The 16,332-nt window shown below is 63.3% G+C and carries 16 protein-coding genes; 7 read left to right on the top strand and 9 right to left on the bottom strand.

Annotated elements, in window-relative coordinates; all coding sequences use genetic code 11:
- Positions 1–2: 2 nt before the first annotated feature.
- Positions 3–2,303, bottom strand: coding sequence for a putative bifunctional diguanylate cyclase/phosphodiesterase (locus ACFPO9_RS07480; protein ID WP_379769009.1), 2,301 nt, complete (start codon positions 2,301–2,303; stop codon positions 3–5).
- Between the two features lie 158 nt (positions 2,304–2,461).
- A complete protein-coding gene (locus ACFPO9_RS07475) occupies positions 2,462–2,968 on the bottom strand; it encodes a nuclear transport factor 2 family protein (protein ID WP_379769006.1) in 507 nt (168 codons plus the stop codon).
- Between the two features lie 347 nt (positions 2,969–3,315).
- Between ACFPO9_RS07475 and ACFPO9_RS07470 the strand changes: the two genes are divergently transcribed.
- The 3 genes from ACFPO9_RS07470 to ACFPO9_RS07460 all read left to right on the top strand — a co-directional run bounded on the left by ACFPO9_RS07470 (position 3,316) and on the right by ACFPO9_RS07460 (position 4,446).
- Complete coding sequence (locus tag ACFPO9_RS07470; protein WP_379769004.1) at positions 3,316–3,708, top strand: hypothetical protein; 393 nt, start codon at positions 3,316–3,318, stop codon at positions 3,706–3,708.
- A 25-nt stretch (positions 3,709–3,733) separates the two neighbouring features.
- The gene (locus ACFPO9_RS07465) at positions 3,734–3,985 is read left to right on the top strand and encodes a DUF3297 family protein (RefSeq protein ID WP_379769002.1); all 252 of its coding nucleotides are present in this window, start codon (positions 3,734–3,736) and stop codon (positions 3,983–3,985) included.
- 113 nt (positions 3,986–4,098) lie between these two features.
- Positions 4,099–4,446 carry a hypothetical protein gene (locus ACFPO9_RS07460; RefSeq protein WP_379768999.1) on the top strand — a complete coding sequence of 116 codons (348 nt, stop codon included), beginning with the start codon at positions 4,099–4,101 and terminating at the stop codon, positions 4,444–4,446.
- Between the two features lie 67 nt (positions 4,447–4,513).
- On the opposite strand, the gene gltA is transcribed toward ACFPO9_RS07460, so the two are convergent.
- From gltA to ACFPO9_RS07425, 7 genes are all read right to left on the bottom strand, one after another.
- Positions 4,514–5,815, bottom strand: a complete 1,302-nt coding sequence (gltA, locus tag ACFPO9_RS07455; RefSeq protein WP_379768996.1) for a citrate synthase — start codon at positions 5,813–5,815, stop codon at positions 4,514–4,516.
- Between the two features lie 51 nt (positions 5,816–5,866).
- Positions 5,867–6,133, bottom strand: a complete 267-nt coding sequence (locus tag ACFPO9_RS07450) for an FAD assembly factor SdhE (protein ID WP_379768994.1) — start codon at positions 6,131–6,133, stop codon at positions 5,867–5,869.
- An 84-nt stretch (positions 6,134–6,217) separates the two neighbouring features.
- On the bottom strand, positions 6,218–6,928 hold the full coding sequence (locus ACFPO9_RS07445) for a succinate dehydrogenase iron-sulfur subunit (RefSeq protein WP_230026118.1): 711 nt from the start codon (positions 6,926–6,928) through the stop codon (positions 6,218–6,220).
- Positions 6,929–7,004: 76 nt separating this feature from the next.
- Positions 7,005–8,783, bottom strand: coding sequence for a succinate dehydrogenase flavoprotein subunit (gene sdhA / locus ACFPO9_RS07440; RefSeq protein ID WP_379768991.1), 1,779 nt, complete (start codon positions 8,781–8,783; stop codon positions 7,005–7,007).
- A 2-nt stretch (positions 8,784–8,785) separates the two neighbouring features.
- The gene (sdhD, locus tag ACFPO9_RS07435; protein WP_379768989.1) at positions 8,786–9,160 is read right to left on the bottom strand and encodes a succinate dehydrogenase, hydrophobic membrane anchor protein; all 375 of its coding nucleotides are present in this window, start codon (positions 9,158–9,160) and stop codon (positions 8,786–8,788) included.
- A 2-nt stretch (positions 9,161–9,162) separates the two neighbouring features.
- Complete coding sequence (sdhC, locus tag ACFPO9_RS07430; RefSeq protein WP_379768986.1) at positions 9,163–9,594, bottom strand: succinate dehydrogenase, cytochrome b556 subunit; 432 nt, start codon at positions 9,592–9,594, stop codon at positions 9,163–9,165.
- Positions 9,595–9,777: 183 nt separating this feature from the next.
- Entirely contained in the window at positions 9,778–10,599 is an 822-nt protein-coding gene (locus tag ACFPO9_RS07425) for a GntR family transcriptional regulator (protein WP_379768984.1), read from the bottom strand.
- A gap of 195 nt (positions 10,600–10,794) precedes the next feature.
- On the opposite strand from ACFPO9_RS07425, the gene ACFPO9_RS07420 reads away from it, so the two are divergent.
- The 4 genes from ACFPO9_RS07420 to acnA all read left to right on the top strand — a co-directional run bounded on the left by ACFPO9_RS07420 (position 10,795) and on the right by acnA (position 16,280).
- The gene (locus ACFPO9_RS07420) at positions 10,795–11,787 is read left to right on the top strand and encodes a malate dehydrogenase (protein ID WP_379768981.1); all 993 of its coding nucleotides are present in this window, start codon (positions 10,795–10,797) and stop codon (positions 11,785–11,787) included.
- A 137-nt stretch (positions 11,788–11,924) separates the two neighbouring features.
- A complete protein-coding gene (locus tag ACFPO9_RS07415) occupies positions 11,925–12,926 on the top strand; it encodes an HpcH/HpaI aldolase/citrate lyase family protein (RefSeq protein WP_379768979.1) in 1,002 nt (333 codons plus the stop codon).
- On the top strand, positions 12,926–13,447 hold the full coding sequence (locus ACFPO9_RS07410; protein WP_379768977.1) for a hypothetical protein: 522 nt from the start codon (positions 12,926–12,928) through the stop codon (positions 13,445–13,447). The genes ACFPO9_RS07415 and ACFPO9_RS07410 overlap by 1 nt, the downstream gene beginning before the upstream one ends.
- Before the next feature lie 124 nt (positions 13,448–13,571).
- Complete coding sequence (acnA, locus tag ACFPO9_RS07405; RefSeq protein WP_379768975.1) at positions 13,572–16,280, top strand: aconitate hydratase AcnA; 2,709 nt, start codon at positions 13,572–13,574, stop codon at positions 16,278–16,280.
- Positions 16,281–16,332 lie beyond the last annotated feature (52 nt).

Here is a 16,332-nt window from a genome sequence, read left to right as displayed (position 1 = left end):
GGCTACGCCGCCCTGGCGCGCCAGGAGCGCATCTGCGTCATGAACTCTTCCAGCGGCGCCGGGCGCGAGAACAGGAAGCCCTGCATGGCCGGCTTGCGGTTGGCGGCCAGGAAGCTGGCCTGCTGGTCGGTCTCGACGCCTTCCGCCACCACGCGCAGGCCCAGGTGGTCGGCCATCGCCAGGATCGACTGCACGATCGCGGTGCCGTTGACGTCGCCGGGGGTGTCGCGGATGAAGCTCTTGTCGATCTTCAGTTCGTACAGCGGCATCTTCTTCAGGTAGGCCAGGTTCGAATAGCCGGTGCCGAAATCGTCGATCGAGAAGCGGATGCCCATCTGCGCCAGTTCGTGCATGCGCGCGATGGTCTCGTTCAGGTCGCTCACCAGCAGGCCCTCGGTCACTTCGAAGATCAGCTGGCTGGCCGGGGCGCCGGTTTCGACCAGGACCGCGCAGACCTGCTCGACGAACTCCGGCTGGCGGAACTGCAGCGGGCTGACGTTGATCGACAGCGGCACCGCCAGGCCGGCGCGGTCCAGGCGCAGCCAGTATTCGCAGGCCTGGCGCAGCACCCACTGGCCGAGCGGATAAATCAGGCCGCTCGATTCGGCGGCCGGGATGAAGACGTCCGGCGGCACGAAGCTGCCGTCCGGGCGCTGCCAGCGCATCAGCAGCTCGGCGCCCACCGGCATGCGCAGGTGATCGATCTGCAGTTGCAGGTACATCGACAGTTCGCCGTTTTCCATCGCGGCGGCGAAGTCGCGTTCCAGCGTCAGCTTGCGCTCCGCCTCGGCCAGCATGCCGGCTTCGAACAGGGTCACGCCGTTGCGGCCCGCCACCTTGGCGTGGTACATCGCGGTATCGGCCTCGCGCAGCAGATCGTGGCCGGTCTGGCCACTGCGCAGCGGCAGCGCGATGCCGATGCTGGCCGAGGCGTGATACAGCTGGCCGCCGATCTCGACCTGCTCGGCCAGCGCGCCGCGGATCTTCTCCGCCACCACCTGCGCCGCGCAGGTCGCGCGCTGCGCGTCCGGGCCCAGGTTCTCGAGCACCACCACGAATTCGTCGCCGCCCAGGCGCGCCACCGTGTCGCCCTGGCGCAGCGCGGCCGCCACGCGCTGCGCCGCGTGCTTGAGCATGTTGTCGCCGATGGCGTGGCCGCGCGCATCGTTGATGGTCTTGAAGTTGTCGAGATCGATGAACAGCACCGCGCCCAGTCCGGCCGCCGCGTGCGCGCGCGCGACCATGGCGTCCAGGCGTTCGATCAGCAGGCGCCGGTTCGGCAGTCCGGTGAGGACGTCGTAGAACGCGAGGCGGTGGATGGCGTCGGCGGCGTTGCGGCGCTCGGTGATGTCGCGCCCGACCACCACCCAGTGCGTGTTGCGGCCGCCTTCGTCGGCGAAGGGCACCAGCTCCATCTCGACCCAGTATTTTTCGCCGCGCCGGGTGTAGTTCACCAGCTCGGCCTTGGCGGCTTCGCCGCGCGCCATGGCGCCGAAGATGCGGGCGACCTCGATCTGGTCGGTCTCGGGGCCGTGCAGCAGGCGCATGCTGCTGCCCACCACTTCGTCGCGCGTGTAGCCGGTGCGGCGCACGAAGGCGTCGTTGGCGAAGATGATCGGCTGCTCGGCGCCGGCGTCGTCGACCACCCTGGCGATCAGGACCATGTCGTTCAGGCGCGCGACCGCGGCCGAGGTCAGGCGCAGCTCGGCGTTCAGCTCGTGCAGCCTGGCGTGGCCTTCCTCGAGCGAGTCGGCGGTGCGGCCCAGCTCCGCCATCGAATTATCGAGGCGCTGCAGCAGGCTGCCGCAGGTCAGGGTAATCAGCGCGCCGACGAACAGGTAGTTCAGGGTGACGATCAGGCAGGGCAGCAGCGCATGCTCTTCCATGCCGGTGACGTACAGCCTGGCATAGCCGGTCAGGCCGAGCACGAAGATGGTGGCGCCGCTCAGGCCCAGCGCGGCCAGCGCCGACCGCATGCCCAGCAGGACCACGCCCAGCACGGGCAGCGCCATCAGGAAGATCTGGCTGACCGGACCGACCGTGAGCATCAGGCCGATGCCGATCAGGTAGAGGATCGCGAGGAAGTTGAGGACGCGGAAGGTGTAGTTCAGGCGCGGCATGCGCCACAGCACGGCCACCCAGGCCAGCGCCACGCTGTCCATCAGGGCGACCGGCCACAGGCCCTCGCTGATCGAGAGGCCGATACTCGGCACCGCGGCGAGCGTACCCAGCATGACCACGTACGACAGCAGGGACGCGAAGACCCTGGAGCGCCAGTGATCGATGTCGTAATAGGTTCCCATGGAGCGTTCTTCTCACTTACCCCACAGAGAATTTCTACTGAGGATTATTCATTGTTGCATAGCAACATTCTAATTCGGTTCGCATGCGCCTGTCATGCAATGAATGATGCGCTGTGGCGAATATAGGACAGGTGTTGCAATAGAAATATTGAATATCTCTATTTGACCGGTGCGGCCTCGGCCTTCGTCACCAGCGCCGTCACCTGCTTTGCGATCTCGTTCGGCACCGCCATCGACAGCTGGTAGTGCAGGATTTCGAAACCCTTATCGGTCTTGCGGATCACGCCGCTGGCCATGCAGTGGCCCATGTTCGGCGTGTCGAGCAGCTCGTCGAACCAGATCAGCTTGCCATCGCCCGCAGTATACACGTTACGGCGCGTGGCCTTGAACGACCAGGCAGACGTTTTCCCTTCGAAGTACTTGCGGGCCCAGGCCTTGAAGTCGTCGCGCTGCCAAAGCTCGCTGCGGTCGGTGCCGATATAGACCCCATCGGGCGCCATCTTGTCGAAATAGGCCATGCGCGCGTGGGCGGCATCGTCGTGCCAGGCATCGACGAAGGCGTTGACCTGCTTCGCCAGGGCGGGATCGGCGCCGGCGGCTTGGGCAAGATTCGCGAGGCATAGGCAGCAGGCCAGGAACAGGGATTTCAGGGTGGTGTGCATCATTTGAATCGGCCTCCGTCGCCGTTGCGCAAGAATTTGATCAGTGCGGTGAAACAGGTTTGTTGGTCGTCGTACATGGACATGTGGCTGCCCTTCTCGCACATCGGCAGGCGGCCATGCTGCAGCCTTTGCGCCACCATCTTCATGTGGGCCGGGACCGCTTGGTGGCGGCGGCGAAGGCTGGGATCGCCGGCAGGAGCACTGCCTTCAGGGCAAGGAAAGGTTTCATCGGAACCTCGTCGTTCATCGGTTATGCATTGTACGTTGGAAATGTAACCAATTGTGCAAGATCCGTGATTGTTCGATAAGTGGTGTAGAGTTGACTCACCAGCAACTTTTTTGGGTGGGCGATGAGAGCGTGGACCTGGATGGCGGCGATGGGCCTGTGCCTGGCGGGATGGCAGGCGATGGCGCAGGCGCCCGATGAACGCAAGGCCGAGGGCAAGCTCAGCCTGCGCCTGACCGACGAGGTGATCAGCAAGGCGGTGCGCGAAACACTGGCCGAACAGCCGGCCGGTCCCAGGCTGCGTTCGGACAAGGCGCTGAGCGGGGATGCTTACCGGAAGTTCGAGCGGGCATTTTCGGAAGCCGAAAAGCCGGGCTGCCTGCATCCGGATGCGATGAAATTCCAATCGCCGACCACGGTCGTGAAAGCCGGCGGACAGGATTACGTCGTCGGCGTTGCCGGCCTGTTCGCCCTGCCATTCTGGGCGGCGGCCGTGGTGCGCGGCAAGTGCAAATGAAAGACGAATCGTGGATAATATCGGCATGAACGATACTACCCAACTCCCTCCCCTGCCCGACCACCTGTCCATCGACCCGCGCAGCCCGCATCACGACGCGGAAGTCTTCAAGCACCCGGTCGGCATCCGTTTCAACGGCAAGGAACGCACCGACGTCGAGGAATACTGCATCAGCGAAGGCTGGATCAAGGTTGCCGCCGGCAAGGTTGTCGACCGCAAGGGCCGTCCGATGCTGATCAAGCTGAAGGGCACGGTCGAGGCCTACTACGCTGTCTGATCCTCTACTGACATCTTTTTGGAACAACGGCTGCCGGAGCGATCCCGCAGCCGTTTTCGTTTCTGGAACGCCAGCGGCAAGCCTGAGGGCGTGCGCAGTGGTATGCTTCCACCATGACTACCGATACTGATATTGAACTGTCCGGCCCCTTCCAGGCCAAGGACGGAACCGGCCGTACCCTCGACGTCAAGGCGATCCGCATCTTCGACGAGGGTTACGGGATCATCGATGTGTACGTGGAATTCAAGGCGAAGCTGGAGCCGGGCACGCACAAGGATAGCGTATTGCTGCGCCAGATCGTCGACCGCCTGCGCGCGGTCGGCTACAAGGGGCCGGACTTCGGGCTCAGCGACCCGGGCCTGCAGGAGAGCAAACTGATCGTGCTGGAGGCGCCGGAGGAGTTTTCGAGCTTTGCCAAGAGCAAGGGCTGGAAGAACCTGGCCGAAGATTTCGACGAGTAATTTTTATTTGACGCAGCCAACAAAAAAGCGAGCCTGGGCTCGCTTTTTTGTTGCCGACTAGCGCAAATTAACGCTTGTCGATCGAAGGCACGTCGCGGCGCGGCGAACCGACGAACAGCTGGCGCGGACGGCCGATCTTCTGTTCCGGGTCGGCGATCATCTCGTTCCACTGGGCGATCCAGCCGATGGTGCGGGCCATCGCGAAGATACCGGTGAACAGCGAGACCGGGATGCCCAGGGCCGACTGCACGATGCCCGAGTAGAAGTCGACGTTCGGGTACAGCTTGCGCGACACGAAGTATTCGTCGTTCAGGGCGATCTTTTCCAGTTCCATGGCCAGCTTGAACAGCGGGTCGTCGTGCAGGCCCAGTTCGTTCAGCACTTCATGGCAGGTTTCGCGCATCAGCTTGGCGCGCGGGTCGAAGTTCTTGTACACGCGGTGACCGAAGCCCATCAGCTTGACGCCCGAGTTCTTGTCCTTGACCTTCTCGATGAAGGCCGGGATGTTCTCGACGCTGCCGATTTCCTTCAGCATGTTCAGGGCGGCTTCGTTGGCGCCGCCGTGCGCCGGGCCCCACAGGCAGGCGATGCCGGCTGCGATACAGGCGAACGGGTTGGCGCCCGACGAACCGGCCAGGCGGACGGTCGAGGTCGATGCGTTCTGCTCGTGGTCCGCGTGCAGGATCAGGATGCGGTCCAGGGCGCGCACCAGCACGTCGTTGACCTTGTACTCTTCGCACGGGTTGGCGAACATCATGTGCATGAAGTTGGCGCTGTACGACAGGTCGTTGCGCGGGTACATGAACGGCTGGCCGATCGAGTACTTGTAGGCCATCGCGACCAGGGTCGGCAGCTTGGCGATCAGGCGGATTGCCGAGATCTCGCGCTGCTCCGGATCGTTGATGTCCAGCGAGTCGTGGTAGAACGAGGCCAGCGCGCCGACGGTACCCACCAGCACCGACATCGGATGCGCGTCGCGACGGAAACCACGGAAGAAGAAGTTCATCTGCTCGTGGATCATCGTGTGCTTGGTCACGGTGTCGGTGAACTTCTCCTTCTGCTCGGCGTTCGGCAGTTCGCCGTTCAGCAGCAGGTAGCAGGATTCCAGGAAGTCGCAGTTCTCGGCCAGCTGTTCGATCGGGTAGCCGCGGTACAGCAGCTCGCCCTTGTCACCGTCGATGTAGGTGATGGCGGACTGGCACGCAGCGGTCGACATGAAGCCCGGGTCGTAGGTGAACTTGCCGGTCTGGCCGTACAGCTTGCGGATATCGATGACGTCCGGGCCGATGGTGCCCTTGTAGATCGGCATGTCGACCGACGGGCTGCCGTCGGAGAACGACAAGGTGGCTTTGGTTTCAGAGGTATTCATGGCACTTCCTTCTTTGGGAGGTGGGTACAAAATAAAAAAGCGTCGATTCGCTCACGCTTGCCGCAGCCGCGCCACCAGGGCGCGCACGTGCGGCAGGTCGACCTCGCCCGCGGGCTCGGTGCGTCCCAGCAGCAGGTCCATCAGCGGGTTATCCGCCAGGTCCAGCAAACGGGTCAGCGCATCGACTTCCTCGTCCGTCAGTTCCTCTTCGTGCGCATCCAGGAAGCGCGTGAGGATCAGGTCGTTTTCTAGCAGCCCCCGGCGTGCGCGCCAGCGCAGGCGTGCACGGTTGGCTGGATCGGATTGATGCGTTTTCACACTAGAGTCCGTTGTTCGGTCAACACTATACCCCGGCTGCCGTTTCGCGGCAGTACGGTAGTTTTACTATATTTATCAGCGACGTTAGATCGCGCGGCGTACCAGCAATTCCTTGATCTTGCCGATCGCCTTGTTCGGATTCAGGCCCTTCGGGCACACGTCCGTGCAATTCATGATCGAGTGGCAGCGGAACAGGCGGTACGGGTCTTCCAGGTTGTCCAGGCGCTCGTTGGTCGCTTCGTCGCGCGAGTCGGCGATGAAGCGGTAGGCCTGCAGCAGGCCGGCCGGGCCGACGAACTTGTCCGGGTTCCACCAGAACGACGGGCAGGAGGTCGAGCAGCAGGCGCACAGGATGCACTCGTACACGCCGTCCAGCTCTTCGCGCTCTTCCGGCGACTGCAGACGCTCCTTCTCCGGCGGGATCGAGTCGTTGATCAGGAACGGCTTGATCGAGTGGTACTGCTTGAAGAAGTTGGTCATGTCGACGATCAGGTCGCGCACCACCGGCAAGCCCGGCAGAGGACGCAGCACGATCGGCTGGGTCAGCTCGTTCAGGTTGGTGGTGCAGGCCAGGCCGTTCTTGCCGTTGATGTTCATCGCGTCCGAACCGCACACGCCTTCACGGCAGGAGCGGCGCAGGGCCAGCGAGTCGTCGACGTCGGACTTGATGCGCTGCAGGGCGTCGAGCAGCATCTTGTCGGTGTCTTTCAGTTCGACGGTGACGTCTTGCATGTAGGGCTTCGAATCCTTGTCCGGATCGTAGCGGTAGATCTTCAGTTGGACAGTACGTGCCATTTTTTTACCTATCGGGTGGGACGGGCGCTGCCCGTCCTTTTAAAGTTCTGTTGTCTTCGAAGCTAGGAAGCGAAGCTTAGAAAGTACGTGGCTTCGGTTTGAAGGTATCGACCGTCAGCGGCTTGGTGATGACCGGCTTGTAATCCAGGCGGTTGCCTTCCGAGAAGTACAGGGTGTGCTTCATCCAGGTCTCGTCGTCGCGGTTCGGGAAATCGCTGTGGGCGTGGGCGCCGCGCGATTCCTTGCGCGCCGCGGCCGAGACGATGGTCGCCTTTGCCACTTCGATCAGGTTGTCCAGTTCGATCGCCTCGATACGGGCGGTGTTGAACACCTTCGACTTGTCCTTGAAGGAGACGTGCTTGCGGCGCTCGTCCAGCTTCATGATTTCCTTGACGCCTTCGTCCATCAGGGCCTGGGTACGGAACACGCCGCAGAACTTCTGCATGGTGGCGCGGATGTCGTTGGCCACGTTCTGGACCTTCTCGCCGCCGGTCGAGTTCTCGAGGGCGTTCAGGCGGCCCAGCGCGTAGTCGGCGAAGTCCTTCGGCAGCGCGCGGTTGCCTTGCGCCTTCAGGTTCTGGCCGACGATGTGGTTGCCGGCCGCGCGGCCGAACACCACCAGGTCGAGCAGCGAGTTGGTGCCCAGGCGGTTGGCGCCGTGGACCGAGACGCAGGAGCACTCGCCGATGGCGTACAGGCCGTTGACGATCTTCTGGCCGCCGGTGCCGTCCGGGGCGATGACCTGGCCGTGGATGTTGGTCGGGATGCCGCCCATCTGGTAGTGGATGGTCGGCACGACCGGGATCGGTTCCTTGGTTGCATCGACGTTGGCGAACTTGTGGCCGATTTCCAGGATCGACGGCAGGCGCTTGCGGATGGTGTCCGCGCCGATGTGGCGCAGGTCCAGCAGCACGTGGTCCTTGTTCGGGCCGACGCCGCGGCCTTCCTTGATCTCCTGGTCCATCGAGCGCGAGACGAAGTCGCGCGGCGCCAGGTCCTTCAGGGTCGGCGCATAGCGCTCCATGAAGCGTTCGCCGTTCGAGTTGATCAGGATACCGCCCTCGCCGCGCACGCCCTCGGTGATCAGCACGCCCGCGCCGGCCACGCCGGTCGGGTGGAACTGCCAGAATTCCATGTCTTCCAGCGGCAGGCCGGCGCGTGCCGCCATGCCCAGGCCGTCGCCGGTGTTGATGAAGGCGTTGGTCGACGCGGCGAAGATACGGCCTGCGCCGCCGGTGGCGAACACGGTGGTCTTCGCCTGCAGCATCATGACGTCGCCGGTTTCCATTTCCAGCGCCATCACGCCGAGCACGTCGCCGTCGGCATTGCGGACCAGGTCCAGCGCCTGCCATTCGACGAAGAAGTGGGTGCGCGAACGGACGTTGCGCTGGTACAGGGTGTGCAGCAGCGCGTGGCCGGTACGGTCGGCGGCGGCGCAGGCGCGCTGCACCGGCTTCTCGCCGAAGTTGGCGGTGTGGCCGCCGAACGGACGCTGGTAAATGGTGCCGTCCGGATTACGGTCGAAAGGCATGCCGAAGTGTTCGAGCTCGTACACGACCTTCGGTGCTTCGCGGCACATGAATTCGATCGCGTCCTGGTCGCCCAGGTAGTCCGAACCCTTGACGGTGTCGAACATGTGCCAGTACCAGTCGTCTTCGCTCATGTTGCCCAGCGAAGCGCCGATGCCGCCCTGCGCCGCCACGGTGTGCGAGCGGGTCGGGAAGACTTTCGACAGCACGGCGACGTTCAGGCCGGCTTCCGACAGTTGCAGTGCCGCGCGCAGGCCGGAGCCGCCGGCGCCGACGATCACCACGTCGAAGTGGCGGGTGGGAATGGAAGAATTGAATGCTGCCACGATTAAACGCTCCAGAGAATTTGCACAGTCCAGGCGGCGCAGGCAAGCAGCCAGAACACCGTGAGGGTCTGCAGGGTCAGGCGGATACCGACCGGTTTGACGTAGTCCATCCAGATGTCACGGATGCCGACCCAGGCGTGGTAGAACAGGCCGAACAGGGTCACCATCGTGAAGAGCTTGAACCACTGGCGCGCGAACAGCCCGGCCCAGCCTTCGTAGGTGAAATTCTGGCCGGTCAGGAAAGAGACCAGCAGGACGATGGTGAACACCGCCATCAAGATCGCGGTCAGGCGCTGGGCCAGCCAGTCGCGCATGCCGTAGTGGGCGCCGACGACCAGGCGGCGTTGCCCGATATTCTTTTTAGTATGGGATTGCATGATTAAAACACTCCGAACAGTTTGAGGGCAACCAGCAGGGTCAGGACCAGGCTGACGACCAGCACCCAGCGTGCGGTCTTCTGGGAAGCGTCCTTGTCCAGGGCCATGTGGTTGTCCATGAACAGGTGGCGCACGCCCGCGCAGAAGTGGTGCAGGTAAGCCCAGGACAGGCCGAGGATGATGATCTTGGCGAACGGGTGGCTGACGACACCGGCGAAGTGCGCGTACGAGATCTCCGAGCGCAGGCTTTCCTGGAGCAGCCAGAGCAGGAACGGCAGGAACAGGAACAGGCCGGCGCCGCTCACGCGGTGCAGGATCGACACGATCGCCGATGGCGGCTGTTTGTAGTAACCACGGTAAGTAATATCGCCAAAATCGACGTTACGAATTACCGGTCGGCCCTTCTTTTGAGCCTCTCTCACGGCTTCGGACATTGCAACACCTCCCTCAAATACTTAGTTATCCAACCCAGATTCATCGATTTTGCGACTTGCTTCAGATCCGTTTTCGGACCTGGGGGAACGTCGACCGGGCTTCGTTGACGCTTTCCCAAAACCAATCCATTTTACTCGCTCAATGCGATTCCTGCACCAGCATAGGGCCAGCACAAAAATTTATCAGGACAATTCATTTTGGTAATGGTGCGAGGCGGTCAGATACAAACCGCGGCGCAATTCCACTGCCTTGTCCCCATAGGTAAACGACACCCGGTCGGCGCACAGCAGCGGCGTGCCTTCCGGTACTTTCAGCAATTCCGCCGCGCCGGCATCGGCCGCCACCGCGCGGATCTTTTCCGTCGCGCGGATCATGCGGGTGCCGAACTCCGATTCGAACAGGCCGTACATCGGCCCCTTGTATTCCGCCAGGCGTTCCGCCGTCAGGCCCTTGAACAGCTGCCCCGGCAGCCACAGCTCTTCCAGGATCGTCGGCGCACCTTCGAAGGACATGGTGCGCTTGATGTAGACAACCGCGTCGCCCGATTTCAGGTCGAGCAGGCGCGCCACCTCGGCCGCCGCACGGATGCGCTTGACCTCCAGGTACTGGTGATCCAGGGGATGGGGCAGGCCTTCGTCGGGCACCAGCTTCAGGAAGCGGAAGTGGGCGCGCGCCTCGTTGTGGCTGGCCACGAAGGTGCCCTTGCCCTGGCGCCGCAACACCAGGTGCTCGGCCGCGAGCTCGTCGATCGCCTTGCGCACCGTGCCCTGGCTGACCTTGTAGCGGCCGGCCAGCTCGACTTCGCTGGGGATGAGTTCACCGGGCTTCCACTCGCCGGACTGCAGGCTCTGGGTGATCAGGGCCTTGATCTGCTGGTACAGCGGGGAGAATGTGGGGGAGCTGCTGGACTGCGCGGCCCCTGTCCCGGTGCTAGCGTTGCCGGCGCCGCCCGCGGTGTTGTTTGCGGCGCCATTGCTGTTCGGATTGGACGGGACCTGATTCATAGACTGCGATTTTTTCACAAATCCCCCTCTGCGTCCAGTGCGCAGCCGGAAAGATTATGTGTCTTATATAAGACATATGATATGAATTGACAGATGGAATATCGGAGGACTACACTCCCGGTCGATTCGGTGCCCGAACCACCGATTCGCTTTTGGTATCATAGTAGTTTTCCCGAACCCCTTTGGAGATTCATCATGGCTAAAACCCCAATGCGTGTCGCCGTTACCGGCGCGGCCGGCCAGATCGGCTATTCCCTGCTGTTCCGCATCGCCAACGGCGACATGCTGGGCAAGGATCAACCGGTCATCCTGCAGCTGCTCGAGATCGACAACGAGAAGGCACAGAAGGCGCTGAAGGGCGTCATGATGGAAATCGACGATTGCGCATTCCCGCTGCTGGCCGGCATGACCGCCCACAGCGACCCGATGACCGCCTTCAAGGATGTCGACGTCGCCCTGCTGGTCGGCGCCCGACCGCGCGGTCCGGGCATGGAGCGCAAGGACCTGCTGGAAGCCAACGCCCAGATCTTCACCGTGCAGGGCAAGGCGCTGGACGCGGTCGCGTCGCGCAACGTGAAAGTGCTGGTCGTCGGTAACCCGGCCAACACCAACGCCTACATCGCCATGAAGTCGGCCCCGAACCTGCCGGCCAAGAACTTCACCGCCATGCTGCGCCTGGACCACAACCGCGCCCTGTCGCAAGTCGCCGCCAAGACCGGCAAGCCGGTCGGCGCGATCGAGAAGATGGTGGTGTGGGGCAACCACTCGCCGACCATGTACGCCGATTACCGCTTCGCCACCGCCGACGGCCAGTCGGTCAAGGACATGATCAACGACCAGGAGTGGAACGCCAACACCTTCCTGCCGACCGTCGGCAAGCGCGGCGCAGCGATCATCGACGCCCGCGGCGCCTCGTCGGCCGCCTCGGCCGCCAACGCAGCGATCGACCACGTGCATGACTGGATGCTGGGCACCAACGGCAAGTGGACCACCATGGGCATCCCGTCGGACGGTTCGTACGGCATCCCGGAAGGTACCATGTTCGGCTTCCCGGTGACCACCGAAAACGGCGAGTACACCATCGTGCAGGGCCTGGACATCGACGCCTTCTCGCAGGAACGCATCGACCTGACGCTGAAAGAGCTGGAAGAAGAGAAGGCCGGCGTCGCTCACCTGCTGGGCCAGTAATCTGTTATCCCGTCGTCCCCGCGAAGGCGGGGACCCAAGTTCTGCATGCGTCTCGCCAGTGCATGCAAACTTGGGGGAAAAGCGCCGGTGGCGCTTTTCCGCCTTCGCGGGAACGACGTATTAATACCTTATCCAAAATGCACCCTTCCGAGGTTTTATTCCAGGGCCAACGCCAGCCACTGCTCCTCCCTGCCTGCGATCACTACGCCGGCAGCGAGAAGCTGATGCGCAAATCGATGGCCCTGCAACAAGAGCTTGGCCCGGTTTTCGACATCACCTTCGACTGCGAGGACGGCGCGGCCGCCGGCCAGGAGCGTGAGCACGCACTGCTGGTGGCGGACCTGCTGAACAGCGAGGACAACCGCTACAAGCGCATCGGCGCCCGCCTGCACGACGTCGGCAGCGAACACTTCGCGCACGATGTCGGCATCATCGTCGGCAACGCCGCCGCCAGGCTGGCCTATGTGGTGCTGCCCAAGCCGAACGGCGTGGCAGATGTGCTGCGCGCGCAACAAATTATCAATGCAATCGCGGAAAAATCGGGACGTCCGGCAGGCAGCAAGCCGATCCCGCTGCACGTGCTGATCGAAACCCACGGCGCGCTGCATGAAGTGTGGGAGATCGCCGCCCTGCCCCAGGTCGAATGTCTCTCGTTTGGCATCATGGATTTTGTGTCGGCCCACTATGGCGCGATTCCGGCAAGCGCCATGCGTACCCCGGGCCAATTTACCCATCCGCTGGTAGTACGGGCGAAGCTGGAGATGGTTGCGGCATGTCATGCGTATGACAAGGTCCCCTCCCATAATGTGACGACCGATATCAAGGACAGTGCGGTTGTCGCCAATGACGCCACCCGCGCCGCCGGCGAATTCGGGTTCACGCGCATGTGGAGCATCCACCCCAGCCAGATCAAGCCGGTGGTGAAGGCCTTCACGCCGCGCGTTTCGGAAGTGAACGAAGCAAGCAATATCCTGCTCGAAGCAATGGCAGCAGATTGGGGGCCGATCGCCCAGCATGGCCGCTTGCACGACCGCGCCAGCTACCGATATTATTGGGCGGTGTTGCAGCGCGCGAAGCTGGCTGGCCTTGCGCTGCCAGAGGCCGCGGCGGCACTCGTCAACCAACCGGAATCCATCTGATGGCCATCACCCTGAAACATCTCGCCGCCGCCTGCGCCCTTGCGCTCGCGGCCGCCGGCATTTGCGCGCCGGCATCCGCATCCACCACCGATCACGAATCGCACCCGAAGGCCGTCAAGGTCCTGAAGGCGCAAGCCAAGGCTGCCAAGTCAAAAAAGAACAAGAAGGAAGAACCCAGGCAGGAAGCCGCGGACGACGAACCGGAACCGGACATCACCGACACCGTCGTCGCCGACTACGCGTGCGAGTTGAACAACAAGGTCACCATCTATACCAACGAAAAGGATAGCGGCCACATCGCACTGCGCTGGAAGAACCGCCTGCACCGCCTCGAGCGCGTCGGAACCACCACCGGCGCGCTGCGTTTCGAGAACACCAAGTTCGGCCTGATCTGGATCGGCATCCCGTCGAAGGGCATCCTGCTCGACTCGAAGCTGAACCGCCAGCTGGCCAACGAATGCAAGAACGCCGAACAGGCGAAGTCGCTGGTGGCGACGGCGCCAGCGGAAAAGAAAAGCTGAATACGTCGCCCCCGCGCAGGCGGGGGCCCAAGTTTGCTTGCGCAGCCGGATCGCGTATAGAACTTGGGTTCCCGCCTACGCGGGAACGACGGGTGATTAAAAAGTTCCTAACCAAGGAGAATTCATGTCTCACAACACCTTCAACACCCTCAAGGAATTCCCGCTGAGCGCGGGCCAGACCGGCCAGTTCTACTCGCTGCCGGCACTGGGCGAAGCCCTGGGCGTGAACCTGTCGCGCCTGCCGGTGTCGATCCGTATCGTTCTGGAGTCCGTGCTGCGCAACTGCGACGGCAAGAAGGTCACCGAAGAACACATCCGCCAGCTGGCGAACTGGAGCCCGACCGCCGCCCGCACCGACGAGATCCCCTTCGTCGTCGCGCGCGTCGTGCTGCAGGACTTCACCGGCGTGCCGCTGCTGGCCGACCTGGCCGCCATGCGCAACGTCGCCTACAAGATGGGCGCGAACGCCAAGAAGATCGAGCCGCTGGTGCCGGTCGACCTGGTGGTCGACCACTCGGTCACGATCGACTACTTCCGCACCCCGGACGCGCTCGACCTGAACATGAAGCTCGAGTTCCAGCGCAATAACGAGCGCTACCAGTTCATGAAGTGGGGCATGCAGGCCTTCGACACCTTCGGCGTCGTGCCGCCGGGCTTCGGCATCGTCCACCAGGTCAACCTCGAGTACCTGGCGCGCGGCGTGATGAAGCAAGGCAGCATGTACTACCCGGACACCCTGGTCGGCACCGACTCGCACACCACCATGATCAACGGCGTCGGCGTGGTCGGCTGGGGCGTGGGCGGCATCGAAGCGGAAGCGGGCATGCTGGGCCAGCCGGTCTACTTCCTGACCCCGGACGTCATCGGCGTCAACCTGACCGGCGCGCTGCGCGAAGGCTGCACCGCGACCGACCTGGTGCTGACCGTCACCGAAATGCTGCGCAAAGAGAAGGTCGTCGGCAAGTTCGTCGAATTCTTCGGCGAGGGCACGCGCTCGCTGTCGACCACCGACCGCGCGACCATCGGCAACATGGCCCCGGAATACGGCGCGACCATGGGCTTCTTCCCGGTCGACGAAAAGACCGTCGACTACTTCCGCGGCACCGGCCGTACCGAAGAAGAACTGGCAGCCTTCGAGAACTACTTCAAGGCCCAGAACCTGTTCGGCGTGCCGAAAGAAGGCGAAATCGACTTCACCCGCGTGGTGTCGCTCGACCTGTCGACCGTGACCCCGTCGCTGGCCGGCCCGAAGCGTCCGCAGGACCGCATCGAACTGGGCGCGATGAAGTCGACCTTCACCGACCTGTTCTCGAAGCCGACCACCGCGAACGGCTTCAACAAGGCAGCCGACGACCTGAACAAGGTCTACGAGACCACCGACGGCCTGCGTGTGAAGAACGGCGACATCCTGATCGCCGCCATCACCTCCTGCACCAACACCTCGAACCCGAGCGTGCTGCTGGCCGCCGGCCTGCTGGCCAAGAAGGCCGTCGAAAAAGGCCTGACCGTCGCACCGCACATCAAGTCCTCGCTGGCGCCTGGCTCGCGCGTGGTCACCGAGTACCTGCAAGCCGCCGGCCTGCTGCCCTACCTCGAAAAGCTGGGCTTCGGCGTCACCGCTTACGGCTGCACCACCTGCATCGGCAACGCCGGCGACTTGACCCCGGAACTGAACGCCGTGATCACCTCGAACGACATCATCGCCGCCGCGGTCCTGTCGGGCAACCGTAACTTCGAAGCGCGTATCCACCCGAACATCCGTTCGAACTTCCTGGCCTCGCCGCCGCTGGTCGTCGCCTACGCGATCGCCGGCAACGTGACGCGCGACCTGATGAGCGAGCCGGTCGGCAAGGGTTCGGACGGCGTCGACGTCTACCTGGGCGACATCTGGCCGACTTCGCAGGAAGTCCAGGACCTGATGAAGTTCGCGATGAACTCCGAAGTCTTCAAGGCCAACTACGCGGACGTCAAGGGCAACCCTGGCCAGCTGTGGGAAGCCGTGTCGGCGGTCGAAGGCCAGGTGTACAACTGGCCGGAGTCGACCTACATCGCCGAGCCGCCGTTCTTCTCGGGCTTCGAGATGACCCCGACCGTCACCGCCGCCAACATCAGCAACGCACGCGCCCTGGGCGTGTTCGGCGACTCGATCACCACCGACCACATCTCCCCGGCCGGTTCGATCAAGGAAGACGGCCCGGCAGGCAAGTACCTGAAAGAGCACGGCGTGCTCAAGGCCGACTTCAACTCCTACGGCTCGCGCCGCGGCAACCACGAAGTCATGATGCGCGGCACCTTCGCGAACGTCCGCATCAAGAACAAGATGATCCCGGCCAAGGCCGACGGTTCCGCGGTCGAAGGCGGCATCACCATCCACCAGCCGAGCGGCGAACAGCTGTCGATCTATGACGCCGGCATGAAGTACATCGCCGAAGGCACGCCGACCATGATCTTCGCCGGCGAAGAGTACGGCACCGGCTCCTCGCGCGACTGGGCCGCCAAGGGCACCCAGCTGCTGGGCGTGAAGGCCGTGATCGCCCGTTCGTTCGAGCGCATCCACCGTTCCAACCTGGTTGGCATGGGCGTGCTGCCGCTGCAGTTCCTGGCTGACGACAGCGTCGAAACCCTGGGCATCACCGGCAACGAGACCTACGACCTGAAGGGCCTGGGAGGCGAGATCCGCCCGCAGATGCAGGCGACCCTGGTGATCCACCGCGCCGACGGCTCGGTCAAGGAAACCTCGGTCCTGCTGCGCATCGATACCCCGATCGAAGTGGACTACTACAAGCACGGTGGTATTCTGCCGTTCGTGCTGCGTCAGCTGCTGGCTGCATAGGGGTCAGAGCCCGGTTCATCCGGGTGGGCTCTGACCCCGGTGGTCAGTGGCA

Source organism: Massilia aerilata, assembly GCF_042656905.1.
GTDB lineage: Bacteria > Pseudomonadota > Gammaproteobacteria > Burkholderiales > Burkholderiaceae_D > Telluria > Telluria aerilata.
Note: the sequence above shows the minus strand (reverse complement) of the source record. Positions and strands in the feature narration are given on the sequence as shown.